The organism is Cysteiniphilum sp. (genome assembly GCF_057495195.1).
The window spans coordinates 1-13,067 of the sequence record NZ_JBXTEF010000052.1 but is presented as its reverse complement, the minus strand read 5'-3'; the positions used below and the strand labels follow the sequence as shown (position 1 = coordinate 13,067).

The 13,067-nt window shown below is 37.0% G+C and carries 8 protein-coding genes; 5 read left to right on the top strand and 3 right to left on the bottom strand.

Annotated features, from left to right (window positions below):
- Nucleotides 1-271: 271 nt before the first annotated feature.
- The 4 genes from ACY10D_RS04755 (at nucleotide 272) to ACY10D_RS04740 (ending at nucleotide 9,355) form a co-directional block, all read left to right on the top strand.
- Entirely contained in the window at nucleotides 272-4,747 is a 4,476-nt protein-coding gene (locus tag ACY10D_RS04755; RefSeq protein ID WP_486999630.1) for an inverse autotransporter beta domain-containing protein, read from the top strand.
- A 57-nt stretch (nucleotides 4,748-4,804) separates the two neighbouring features.
- Nucleotides 4,805-5,968, top strand: coding sequence for a hypothetical protein (locus tag ACY10D_RS04750; protein ID WP_486999629.1), 1,164 nt, complete (start codon nucleotides 4,805-4,807; stop codon nucleotides 5,966-5,968).
- A 124-nt stretch (nucleotides 5,969-6,092) separates the two neighbouring features.
- Nucleotides 6,093-7,604, top strand: a complete 1,512-nt coding sequence (locus ACY10D_RS04745; RefSeq protein WP_486999628.1) for a fumarate hydratase — start codon at nucleotides 6,093-6,095, stop codon at nucleotides 7,602-7,604.
- Between the two features lie 173 nt (nucleotides 7,605-7,777).
- A complete protein-coding gene (locus tag ACY10D_RS04740) occupies nucleotides 7,778-9,355 on the top strand; it encodes an SGNH/GDSL hydrolase family protein (protein ID WP_486999627.1) in 1,578 nt (525 codons plus the stop codon).
- Here the strand turns inward: ACY10D_RS04740 and ACY10D_RS04735 are convergent.
- From ACY10D_RS04735 to ACY10D_RS04725, 3 genes are all read right to left on the bottom strand, one after another.
- The gene (locus tag ACY10D_RS04735) at nucleotides 9,349-10,185 is read right to left on the bottom strand and encodes a helix-turn-helix transcriptional regulator (RefSeq protein WP_486999626.1); all 837 of its coding nucleotides are present in this window, start codon (nucleotides 10,183-10,185) and stop codon (nucleotides 9,349-9,351) included. The genes ACY10D_RS04740 and ACY10D_RS04735 overlap by 7 nt on opposite strands.
- A 93-nt stretch (nucleotides 10,186-10,278) precedes the next feature.
- The gene (locus ACY10D_RS04730; RefSeq protein ID WP_486999625.1) at nucleotides 10,279-11,010 is read right to left on the bottom strand and encodes a helix-turn-helix transcriptional regulator; all 732 of its coding nucleotides are present in this window, start codon (nucleotides 11,008-11,010) and stop codon (nucleotides 10,279-10,281) included.
- 18 nt (nucleotides 11,011-11,028) lie between these two features.
- Entirely contained in the window at nucleotides 11,029-12,030 is a 1,002-nt protein-coding gene (locus tag ACY10D_RS04725; protein WP_486999624.1) for a GRP family sugar transporter, read from the bottom strand.
- Nucleotides 12,031-12,257: 227 nt separating this feature from the next.
- On the opposite strand from ACY10D_RS04725, the gene ACY10D_RS04720 reads away from it, so the two are divergent.
- Complete coding sequence (locus ACY10D_RS04720) at nucleotides 12,258-12,941, top strand: 2OG-Fe dioxygenase family protein (protein ID WP_486999623.1); 684 nt, start codon at nucleotides 12,258-12,260, stop codon at nucleotides 12,939-12,941.
- The last annotated feature ends 126 nt before the right edge of the window (nucleotides 12,942-13,067 follow it).

The window sequence follows — 13,067 nt, the reverse complement described above, 5'->3', positions numbered from 1 at the left end:
AGCTTTCAGACTTTACAAGGAGAAGAATTAAATGAATAGAAAAGATCCCTATAAACCTATGCTTTGCAAGAGGGGTGGCAGCCGCAGGCTGACGGGGTGTTTATAACATCATAGTTTTTTTAAAGTATGTAACTCCAGTAATAACATAAAAGCAGGTGAATATTTACCTGCTTTTAAAGTTCAATTTGTCAGATTTTGCGTAATGAGAATGGCTGATTTCTATGCTGAAAATTGAGTTGCGACCAATATAAATAAAATAGGTTTTTTTAAAATGAGGAAGTTATTTTGCCTTTTACATGTTTTTTTTATTTTTTTCTTTACTGTTGGCTGGAGTTTAAATAGCAAAGAAATTTCAAATTATACTTTAGTCTCTCAAACCCAATTTGCCAATGAGCTTAAAGAAATCTCTAGCAATATACAAGAAAATGGATACTCTAGTACGAAAGATGCGGTAAAAGATAAGTATATTGAAAAAATTAAAAATTACCCTTTGCAAAAAAGCCAAGCATTACTCACTAAAGCAAATCAAAAAATTAACCAAACAGGCTTCCCATTCTTAAAAAGATTGAAAATTCAGCCACAATATAGTTATGACTTAAGTCAGTATTCATTAAAAGCCAATACACTAGGGCAAATATATCGCTCAACTTTAGATATGATATTTGCTCAATTTAATGGAAGCTATACAAATGATTCATCAAGTCATCGCCCTACCACAAATGTAGGTGTTGGCTATCGGCATTTGTTTTCCAATGCGAATATCATTATTGGCGTTAATGGTTTTTTTGACTATGATTTTTCAGGCAATAATAGTCGTTTTAGTATAGGCGAGGAAATTAAATCGCCTTATCTTAGTTTATATTCAAACCAATATCAGCGTATCTCAGATTGGCATCATACGCCTTTTGATAATACAATTATGGAAAGGACAGCAAATGGCTTTGATGTAGGTATAAGTGGTCAAATTCCTTGGTACCCACAAATTAAGCTTGGCGCTTCCTATGTGAAATGGTACGGGCACAGCATTAATGCAATTGATCCTAATGAAGTTAATGAGGTAGCAGATAATCCAACAACTTATAATTATGATTTAAGTTATCATCCAAATGACTTGCTTGATGTTGAGATTGATAGAGCACAAGGTGTCAACAACGGACAATCTAATTTAGAATATAAGATAGGGTTTGATATCAATTTTAGTGAATCGCTTGATAAGCAGCTTAGATTTAATTGGAAACCTGAAACACAAAAGGCATTTTCAGAACATTTATATGACTTAGTTAAAAGAGAAAATCAAATTATTCTTGAGCATTATAAACTACCATTAATTACTTTATCACCTAAAGAAATTACTGTTAAGGAAGGTAGCAATGTCACAATAAACGCCAAGACTATAGCGCGTGATGGTAGTAATATGACTTATTACTGGGGTAGTACACCTTTAACATTTGATGAGTTAGGAGTCACAGGTGATACTAAAGAAAGTAAAACGCCACCTAGGAATATTCATTTTATTGCGCCGCCATATAATATAATGGGGCAAAATGACTATACCATTTCACTACATGCATTTAATTCAATTGGACAAATAAGTGATCAAGTTGTTGTGCATGTCGTGCCAGTTTCATTTTCAGCAAAGATTGAGCTGGCTGATAGCGGCGTACAACCAATTAATGGAGAAGAGTTTTTTACTGCCCATTTAAATGGAGGAGTTGCTCCATTTAAGGTGCATTGGAATGTTACTCCTAAAACAACATTAAATAAATTAAATAAACAGGTATTGGCAAATAATAATGAAGGTCAATTAAAACATGCGGATGAAATATTAGCGAGTTATACAACACCAATCGCAAGAACCTATACAGTAGAACTAACAGCAACGGATGCTTTTGGTAAGGTTGCCATAGATCAAAAAGAAATAACTTTTTTGACTGCAAGTGCAAAACAATCATACTTTGAAGTAGACTCATTATTGCATGCAGCAGATAACAAAGATAGCGCATTGTTAAAACTCTATATACGTGATAGTAAGAACCAAGTCATTTCAAATTATGATCGTAAGCTTGTGAGCATCGCAAATGATAAAGGGGTTTCTTTAAACTTAGGAGAGCTAAAGTTTAAAGATGGGCATTATGAATTACCAATAAGTACGTTATTGGCAAATAATTACAAGATAGCTGTTAAAATTGGTGTAAATCATGATGATATGGCAACAAAGCGCAATGATGTTGCTCACTTTGTTCCCTTGGTAAATAAAGTGAATTCTTACTTTAATGTGGAAAACAGGGTTGCACTTGCAGATGGGAAAGATAAGCTATTAGTAAAAGTAGGTTTATATGACGCCAATGGTCATCCAGTGGTTGTTGACCCTAAAATAATTTCTTATACCTCATCTGAAAAGAATGCATCATTTGGGTCTTTATTGACGGATTCTGATGGGGATGGTGTTTATACTGCTTATTTATATAGTAAAGTAAATGCACAGGGTAGGCTTAGTTTTAATATTGGCAATATCAGTATTCCTGTGTTAGCAAATGATAACTATACATTTAGAAGTCAAGTTGATTTAACATATTCTAGTTTTACAGTAGATAACAATGTAAAAGCTGCAGATGGTGTTGCTACAGTGCCCGTTTATATTACCTTGCATGATAAACATGACCAACCTATTGCTAATTTGGATTCTGGTGCTTTAAGTTATCAAGTTGCTGATATTTTAGGGGTGTCTCTTTTGAAAAGTAAGCTTGAAAATATAATAGGTAAGCCTGGAGAGTATAAGTTTACACTAGCAAGTACTAAGGCAGGTGATAGCCAAGTAAGTCACATGAAACTCGATGGTGTTGAAATTCCATATAAAAAGAATAATATTGCTCATTTTGCTGCAGGCAGTATTAATGCGATCAATTCAGAACTATCCGTAAATCAGTTGCAGCAAGATGTTGGTAAGCCAATTATCGCAAGTATTCAATTAAAAGATCGAAATGGTAATATCATCACAAAGGCACCACAACTAAATGATTTTGCATTTTTGCTAGTAAGTGTAAGTGGTCATGCAACGGTGGTTACAGCTAAACATTATAATTCATTAACACATTGCGTAGAAATAGCACTAACAGACACCACAGCAGAGCCTGTAACCATTAAAGCTATGTATCAATCTCAAGTAGTAAATAATAGTCCAATAATAGTCCATTTTAATACCCGTGGGGATTTTTCTGATTATACTCGCTCAACGTTTACAGTTGATCAGCATATGCTGCCAGTTGGTGATGCCGTGGTAGCAACAATACAATTACAAGATCAGTATGGTAATGTAATTACACCAACAGTAAGTGATTTAGCAAAAATAGTATTTAATGTCTCACCTAATATAGATATTTTTGAATTGAAGGGTAAATATATTATTGGGAATTTAATTAAGTATGATTTTACAAGTCACAAAGCTCAAACGGTTTCAGTTACGGCAACTTATAGTAACAATCCTGTAGGCACAGCACAAAATGTAACTTTTGTAGCAGGAGCAGCAAGTTCATCTCATTCAACTTATGAGGTAAGCTCAGTTAGTCAACCTGCTGATAATGGTCACCCTGTACCAGTAACATTGATCGTTCATGATCAATATGATAATCCCGTGACAGGGCTTGATACCAGTAAATTTAGCTATACAGTAGCGCCAATTTCAGGGACTAATCTGAATCATGGTGTAATTGCTTCATTGGGGGGTGGTATTTATCAACTCAATTTAACGAGTGCGAAAAGTGGTGACAGTTTGGTCAGCAATGTTAAGTACAATGGGATCACTATTAGAAACAAAGTGAATGATACTGCCCACTTCGTCTTACCTTTAATAATTGGTAGTATGCCAAAGTCCATAGATATTCCTGATGCCAACATTGGCGATGATAGCAGTGTTGATTTGACTCATTTTGGAAAGATTGCATTACAATTTTCAGGTGGACGAGGACCATATAAATTATCATTTACCCAAACTGGAGCAACAGCTCTTAAAATAGTAAGAGGTGTTGATACGATCAGAGCAAACCAAGAGATAGAAGTTTTACCTGGAGAATATATATCAATTAAAGCAGATGCAGTGAAATTAGCATTGGGAAGTAAGAGGGACGTAAAGCTAAATTTACAGATTAGTAGTCAAACTGAGACAAAATACGTTGCTATAGATGTTGCAGTGTGGGCTTTGCCAGAGGTTTCAAATAATGTATCAGCTGTCTTGAGTGCAGGAGGGAAAAGAATGATCAAAATAGTAAGTGGTAAGCTGACTGATTTTTTAAATCAGGATGAAAATCCGCCACTATCTGTTTGGTATGCTGCGGGTGTCAATTTTGGATCTAGGGCATATAGTGATTGTATGAGTTCAAAATATATTTATGCGCAAACTGATCTTCCTGATACAAGTTTTAACTTTTCTAGTGACGTTGACTTTTATTCTGTTGCTGGAGGCTATAGACCTTTGTCAATGACGATTTATTCAAACCAAATGCGATATAATAAAGCATATATGCCGACTGGAGTGGCTGATCTTGATCATCTTGAATTTCCGATTAGCAATAATAGCGCGAAGGATGTTTTACAAAGATTTCTTGCCAGTTACCCTTCCTCGGTAATTAAGTTGTATCATCGAGCATTTTATAGTTTATTTAGTTATAGACCAGTCATATTTGATCACTTCAAAAGACAAGAGAACTTTGAAAGCTATTGTTTTTATTTTGGTAGAAATAGTCAAATATAGAAAGAGGGAATACTTTAAAAAAATCACAAATAATCATATATCTAAAATGGGGGAAATATGAAAATTATATTTTTATTAATTACAATTTTAAGCGTTAATATTTTATATGCGGCAGATCCGATTACGACATTATCATTAAATGAAGTGCAGTGGTCATATAAAAATTCGCAAGAGGCAATATCAAGTTCACAAAAGCCAATTCCAGTACCCATACGTACTTTGCCTATCTATATGTCACTAAACTTGATAACGAAAAGAAATACTCACACAGTATCCATAAAAGCCAGTAACACTGATGCCATAACAATATTAAGTGGAGAGCAATGTAGTGTTAGTGTGAAAAGTATGTGTAATTTTTCTTTTAAAGTAAATGAACAGTATTTAAAGAAAGGAGATCCTCTTTATATCGTTGCAGAAGCAGACGATGGAACACCTTTAAGTAATAATTATTTATTTTTAAAACCTTATCAAATGCCTCACCCTCATCTTAATATTTATTTTCTACTTGATTCATCAGAGTCAACAACGGAGATTTATTTTGCTGATTCGAAAGAAATGGTTAATCATATCTTGACCTCACTAGTAGAAACAGGATTATCTTCGCCAAGTGATAGCAATTATATTGACATTAGAGTCGTCAAATTTAATGAAAAAATGTCAGCAAATAATAAGCTTTATGGCTTAAATGTGTATTCACTGGCGTATATTCAATCAATTATAAATAGCAAGTCATTTTTTAACCCTGAACTATTTACTGAAACTAGTTCAGATTCCCCTTTTACCTATGAGTGGTTTAATTTACAAGAGTATGAAAATAATCAAGATGATGAGCCCTCTTTTTCTCCAGGTTTAAGTGATATTAGTTCTGCTATAATGCTGGCACTTCAATCAATTAACAGCCATACATTATCCCCAGATACAAGTAACTTTTTTGTAGTACTGACAGATGGATATGAAACAGCTGGTGGAGATGAAAACGCATTATCAGAAACAGGATATGTTCAAAAAGCATTTTCGCAGATGAAAAATTATTTTGGTGAGAATAAATCTTATATTTATTACACCAAAAGCATGAATGGAGACGAAAAGTATGGAAATACAAATTATTGCAAACATTGCTTTGGTTATGCGCTTGATATTTCCCATGATCAGAATTATGCACAAGTCAATTTGCAACAGGTTTATAACGATGTTGTAAAAAGATGGACACAACTCAGCTAATGTTTTATAAGTGTTAAAGTGTGTGACAAATTGAGGAGGCATCAGATTACGTTGACGGTGCCTTTACGAGCGGTATGAATCCTTGTTAAAATGCGCCGAAGTTTAATCAATAGAGTCATTTTAGATGTCAGTTATTAAAGTAGAAGATTTTATTCAAAGTGTTGCCGATGGATTGCAATTTATTTCTTATTATCACCCTAAAGATTTTGTGCAAGCGATGTATCGCGCTTACGAGCATGAAGCGTCAAAACCCGCAAAAGATGCAATTGGACAGATTTTGATAAACTCACGCATGGCGGCTTATGGTCATCGCCCAATTTGTCAGGATACCGGTATGGTTTGCGCCTTTGTTAAAGTCGGAATGGAGGCAAAGCTTGATCGCACTGATCGCACGATTACTGAACTTGTTAATGAAGGTGTGCGTCGTGCGTATTTAAATGCCGATAATCCGCTTCGTGCATCCATGGTCAATCCACCGCATGGTGCGCGTAAAAATACCAAAGACAATACGCCTGCGATTGTACATATTGATATGGTGGCAGGATCTAATATCGAGGTTGAATTAGCAGCTAAAGGCGGTGGTTCTGAATTTAAATCAAAGTTTAAAGTCTTAAATCCAAGTGATAGTATCGTTGATTGGGTGCTTGAGATGTTGCCAACAATGGGGGCAGGTTGGTGTCCGCCAGGTATTATTGGTATTGGTATTGGTGGTACAGCGGAAAAAGCGATGCTACTAGCTAAAGAATCATTAGGTGAAGAGATTGATATGCATGAGATTCTTGAGCGTGGTGCGCAAACGGAACTTGAGAAGTTGCGTGTTGAGCTTTATCACAAAATCAATGATCTAGGCATTGGCGCACAAGGCTTGGGTGGTTTGACAACGGTACTTGATGTCAAAATTCATGAATATCCAACACATGCAGCATGTAAACCTGTAGCGCTCATTCCAAATTGTGCCGCAACGCGTCATGTTCATTTCACTCTAGATGGTTCAGGTGTTGCTAAGTTGCCTGTACCAAAATTAGAAGATTGGCCTGAAATTACCGAAACTGATAAGTCACAAGTGCGCCGCGTGGATTTAAATACGCTAACACAAGCTGATATTGAAAATCTAAACCCAGGTGAGACCTTACTATTAAATGGTAAGTTATTAACGGGACGTGATGCCGCACATAAGCGCATTATGGATATGGTTAAAAATGGTGAGTCATTACCAGTGGAGCTAAAGGGTAAATTTATCTATTATGTGGGTCCAGTTGACCCTGTGGGTGATGAGATAGTTGGTCCCGCGGGTCCGACAACGGCAACACGCATGGATAAGTTTACCGATTTTATGCTAAGTGAAGTCGGTATTGCCGGCATGGTGGGTAAAGCCGAGCGTGGTCAGTCAACGATTGATTCAATCAAAAAGCATAAGGCAGTTTACTTGATGGCCGTTGGTGGCGCAGCTTATCTGATCTCTAAATCGATTCGTAAGGCCAAAGTGGTTGGATTTGAAGATCTGGGCATGGAAGCCATCTATGAGTTTGAAGTGGAAGATATGCCAGTGACCGTTGCCGTTGACAGTCAAGGGACTTCAGTTCATCAAACAGGTCCTAAAGAATGGAAAGTAAAAATTGCTGAGATGAAACTATAGTCACCTATCAGTACTATTTCTCGTTCCCTGAGCGAAGTCGAAGGGGGGGTGCTGATAAGAGATGGCTTCGACTAGCGCTCAGCCAACAATTGCATGGAAGAAAGGCAAAAAAGGAAAAATAGAAAAAAATAGCAAATAGGGTAGCCATTACCCTATGCACAAGCTGTGGATTTATGGATATTGGGTTGTGTGAAAATAATCCAATAAGAGGCTTTAGTATGCAAGGAAGTAGTAAGATAAAATATGCAATGATATGGGGGCTTGCGAGCTTAAGTGGCATGGGCTTTGCAAGTAGTCAGACGATTTTAGGTAATAATCCTAATATCATGTATTTAGGGCGCAGTAATCATGAGCTTATTGATGATAGAGTCGCGATGAACTGGTCGGGAAGCACGGTATCTTTTAATATTAAAGTACTTAAGCATGACGCCAAGATAGTGATTAAGCTTGCTAAAGTTACCCCGAGTAATCCTAATGAAACATGGTTTAATGTCTATATTGATAATAAGCTAGCGAAAGTTGCGCGCACATCAATAGTAGAAATACCTAGCAGTGCTATTAAGCTTGGTAAGACATTAACGACGGATATTGATATTGATTTAAGTCTCGATCCAACACTAGATTTATCCAACGCGCATAATATCAAGTTGGTTCAATTAAATGAGTCAGATACAAAGCAGGCGCCATTTTTCTACTCTCCGTTTTATGTGCAATCGATAACGCTAAATAATACTGAATTAGTTGAAAAATATAGTGATTTAAAGAAAATTATATTTTATGGTGACTCGATCACTGCAGGATTACAAGATAGTAATAATGATGGGGGTGCAAGTGGTAATATCGGCTATGCTAATATTGCGATCTCTTATGCCTTTCAAAGTATTGAGCGATTAAATGCACAAGGTTGGCATATTAATCCAAGCTTTATTGCGCTATCAGGAATATCGTTAACACCCGGTTCATATTGGGGTAGTTCGACCATGTTCACATACTATGACAGTAGTAGCTATAACACGGATCAACACAATCAGCCAATAATGAGTGAAAACGCGAATATTGTTGTGATTAACCTTGGCACCAATGATACCTTTATTGCCAATCAAAGCACATATCAGCAAGCGTTGCAGAAGTTTGTTGATAAAGTGCAAGTATTAAATCCAAAGGCTAAAATCGTTTTGGATTTATGGGGTTTTCGTCCTGATTATATGCCAATGTATCAGCGGTATTGGCAAGCAGAGGAAAATATCGCAGGACAGGCGTGTGCTACACCACAAAATCTACACTTTAACGGCAATACAGTAAGTTGCTTTGTTGATGCGCGCTTGCCAAGTGATGGCTCAGGTAGCGGGCATCCAACAAAGGCTTATGCTTCTCAACATGCACAAGCTTTAGCAGATTATTTAAATAATATTCTTAAGGCTGAAAAACCTGTGGATGTATCGCTTAAATATAACTGTCCTTACTCGTTGCATATTGGCGCTTATATTCTTGATCATAATAGTAAGCCATATATAGGATGGGGTGCCTATCTTGGTGGACTTGCTGTCAGCAAAAAGGCGCTATCTTGTAGCACTACAGCAAAAGAAGGTGTCAAAGCATGTATTGCTAGTGACCCAACTTATCCCAAACTGGTATGTTATGACCAGATTCATGATGCCTACTATCAGGCGGCAGGCTATTTAAACAAAAGTTGTAGCGCTGATCAAAATGGCTTATCAGGCGATAACTGTATACTAAACTACGCTCAATGACGGTTAGTTATACGTTCTGAAATTAAGTTGATGTAATAACATTGTAGTAATGTGCATAGCTCCTGTTTGGAGTGTAAATTGAGCTTGAGTTTGATGGCATCAATTACTTTTTCAACTGTGCGTTCAGAGCGACATAAATGCGTCGCAATGCGCTTACTTTCCCAAGAAAACACTAAATATTTCAGGTATTGTCCCTGTGTGGGTGTTAGATCGTGCATTGTGATGAAGTCTTGGAAAAGATCATCCTGTCCATGCTCTGTTATTGTACTTCGGGTATCATAACTTGGAAAATTGGGCTCGAGTTGTGGCGAATAAAAATTATAAAATGCGATAACCATTTGCAGAAACGTTGCAAACCATGCACCGGTGATAAAGTCTTTATTGCTAGGATTGGCAATTTGAAAGCAAAAAGCATCTTTATAGAAATCCAGATCATGCTCAATAACAACAGGTGTCGAGGGCTTGTTTGGTGATGTTAATGCAATAAATGCCTTCTGATAAGCGGGGTTCATTAATTCAATACGATCATAGAATGGATTGATGAGGTTGCGATCGAGCATATGATCGTCAATATGCAGATTTTGACGGTAAAACTTTAGCGCTAACATCGGCTCTAATGTGACGATATTGCGCTTTAAATCATTATGCGTGCGAATAAATGTAAAATTTAGCAGTTGCTCATTAGGCAGTGTTAAATGAAACATCCGTTTGATTGGTTGGCTATATTTAATTGAAATTTGACCTATCTCTTTGAACTTTTTTGCCTCAGTAATCCATTTTTCAAAGTTTTTAATCAGGGGCGTATTCCGACTGACACGAAACAAAGTCATTTTAGCGTCTAATCACAGCAGTTAATGGCAATGATATTGATCATACCTTCAATTGATTGGTTTATAAATAACTTCAGTCTGATAAATAGTAATTTAATAGAAAAACGAGGGTGGCTTGCCATGTGTGAATTTCTTAAAGGTGCTAATAAAAGCACTATCACTATCATAACCTAATGCTCTGGCAACAACGGATGTACTTTGATGTTGTGGTAACAGCACCAAAGCATAGAGCATTTTGTACTGCTGTAGCCAATAGGAAAATGACAGTCCCGTTTCTTTCTTGAAAATACGTGATAAATGGCGAGCACTCAGATGTGCTTTTTGAGCAACGACCTCGATGGATACTGGCTGTGATAGCTGCTTATCGATATAAGTGATTAAGTCACGCAGCAAAGGATGTGTTGGAAAGCTTAAAGCATAGTTGGGCTCAGATTTATCATCATGCATTGCTTGCAATAGTGCCTGGGTAAAAACAGCTGGCACCTGTTGATCTTGCTGATGGATTTTAAGTATCAATTGCTTGATTAACTCATCTGGCTTACTAATGGTAACCGCAGTGGGTAATAGTGGCAGGCTTTGATCAAAGTACAGCATGATGCCATCAAAATCCTGTCCGCACTCAATGCCATGTGTGATCTTTGGTGGAATATAAATCGCAAAACCTGCAGGCACGATATAGACTTTATGGGCGACGATCACCTTTAGCACACCTTTTTGTATATAGCTTAATTGTGCTTCATCATGCTCATGTAATTTAGCCGTTGGGAAATGGCTAATATCAATGCTTAAAAGGTGAGAAAGATCTTTATTTTTTGGGTCGTTCATCGCTTTGACTTTAGCTCGTTACGCTTTAGCAAAGATAATCAATAACAAACCAATAAAGTAGAAGATAAACATCCACAATAAAAGCTTATTAGCTGATTGAGGTGCCTGTTTAAACTCGCGCCAAATAAATACACCCCAAAGGGCAGCAATCATTGTTGCCCCTTGACCAAGACCATAAGATATAGCAGGACCTGCAGTGCCCGCAGCAATAAAGTTTAAGCCAGTGCCTAAGCCCCAAATAGCACCACCTAGAATACCAAAAATATGTGCTCTAAAGCTTCCTTTAAAGTAACCAGAACCTTTGATTGGTTCGCCAATAAATGGCTTTTTCATCATCCATGTGTTGATAATGAAGTTTGATAAAAACAAACCAATCGCAAAGATAAATGCAGCACTATAGGGCGTTAGCTTGCCAGTTTCGGGTGTATGAAAGTTGGTAATCATCGATGCGGCAACGAAATAATAAAATGTACCCATCAATGCGCCAGAGATCAGTGCAATAATAAGCCCTTTTTTAAATGCTGATTGTGTTAAGTGTGCTTTGAGTGTCTTATATGCCTTGGCATCTAGGATAATGGCAATAGCGACACAAATGACACCAATGGCTAAAATTAAGGCATTACCCAACGGATTAGCAATATAATTAAGAATCACGCCAAGCACTAAGGCAAGGCCAATAGCAACAGGGAAAGCCACAGCCATGCCCGCAATATCAATTGCAGCAACAAGTAAGATATTGGCAAGATTAAAAACAATACCACCGATAAGCGCAAGCAGAATCATACTGGTATTTGCTTGCGCTAGATCTGTAAAAAATCCACGTCCAATGCTACCGGTGTTACCCAAAGTGATGGCAAGAATAAAGCTAATCAAAAGCACGCCAATGGCATAATCCCAATAGAAATATTGAAATGCCCATTGTTTGCCTGTTGCTTTTTGAAGATTTGCCCAAGATCCCCAGCAGAGCATTGTGATAATACAAAATAAAATCGCCAGTCCATAAGATTGCGCGAAAAACATAAGAAAACTCCTGTTAAATGATTGCTAAAACGCGCCAATGGTAGAGAAAATTAAATTAAAAAGATAGTGCTCTGTAAATTAAATACTGAAATGCTTGCACTTAGTATCAAAAAAAGGTGTAGTAAGTAACGACGTTTGGTAAAGCACGGAGTTTTGCTTTATTTGTATACCGTTCGTAAAATAGTTTATGGGCGGTATAATATATAATTATGTTAAGGAGGGTTTAGATGTATCAAGTGGAATTAGATATGCCAAAAGGATCAAATAGAAAAGCCGAAGAAATGTTATATCAGATTGCACTTATTGGTGACTTAAAACTGATATTTGCTCAGTCTTTTAATACGCTCAAGCGCGACCCAAATATGAAATCGGGGGATAATTATCGCCATCGTGCGTTTGCTGTGGGTGATATTTTGCAGGGTGAGATTAGTGTGAGTCCGCATAGTGAAGTGTTTCATCAATCAAAAAAACTCAATAAATATCAAGGTGGAATTGACCGTAACTTCCCATTAATAGAGACGGGTATTGCTGAGAAAGTTGCCAGAGAAGTTATCATGCCATACATTTATCCTAAGCTCCCAATGCATGACTATCATTTTGGTATTCATCAGATTCGCATATATACCAATGATGAGGTAACGGGAAAACCAGCTCCCGAGGGTGTGCATCAAGATGGCTTTGATTATGTCACCGTGGTTTGTGTTGATATGCAAAATGTCACGGGTGGCAATTCGCTATTGGTTGATATTAACAATCATCAACATATTCACGTTAATCAAGTGCTACAAGAGGGTGAGATGTTTCTCTTTAATGATCGCAAATATGCGCATTATGCCTCACCAATTGTTCCTTTATTACCAGGAGCAGGGCATCGTGATGTGTTTGTAATTACTATGCAGATTAAAAAATAGTAATTAGAGTTACGTATTTGAGAAAAAGCGATGCTTTTTAAAACACCCTGTCAGCCTACGGCTGCCACCCCTCTTGCAAAGAGGGAAATTAGGTAGTGTTGATTTTATATTCCCCTCTTTTCAAGA

Excerpts from the sequence above, each read along its gene's own strand:
- ACY10D_RS04755 (WP_486999630.1), top strand. The coding sequence starts at position 272 with ATGAGGAAGTTATTTTGCCTTTTACATGTTTTTTTTATTTTTTTCTTT.
- ACY10D_RS04750 (WP_486999629.1), top strand. The coding sequence starts at position 4,805 with ATGAAAATTATATTTTTATTAATTACAATTTTAAGCGTTAATATTTTA.
- ACY10D_RS04745 (WP_486999628.1), top strand. The coding sequence starts at position 6,093 with ATGTCAGTTATTAAAGTAGAAGATTTTATTCAAAGTGTTGCCGATGGA.
- ACY10D_RS04740 (WP_486999627.1), top strand. The coding sequence starts at position 7,778 with ATGGATATTGGGTTGTGTGAAAATAATCCAATAAGAGGCTTTAGTATG.
- ACY10D_RS04735 (WP_486999626.1), bottom strand. The coding sequence starts at position 10,185 with ATGACTTTGTTTCGTGTCAGTCGGAATACGCCCCTGATTAAAAACTTT.
- ACY10D_RS04730 (WP_486999625.1), bottom strand. The coding sequence starts at position 11,010 with ATGAACGACCCAAAAAATAAAGATCTTTCTCACCTTTTAAGCATTGAT.
- ACY10D_RS04725 (WP_486999624.1), bottom strand. The coding sequence starts at position 12,030 with ATGTTTTTCGCGCAATCTTATGGACTGGCGATTTTATTTTGTATTATC.
- ACY10D_RS04720 (WP_486999623.1), top strand. The coding sequence starts at position 12,258 with ATGTATCAAGTGGAATTAGATATGCCAAAAGGATCAAATAGAAAAGCC.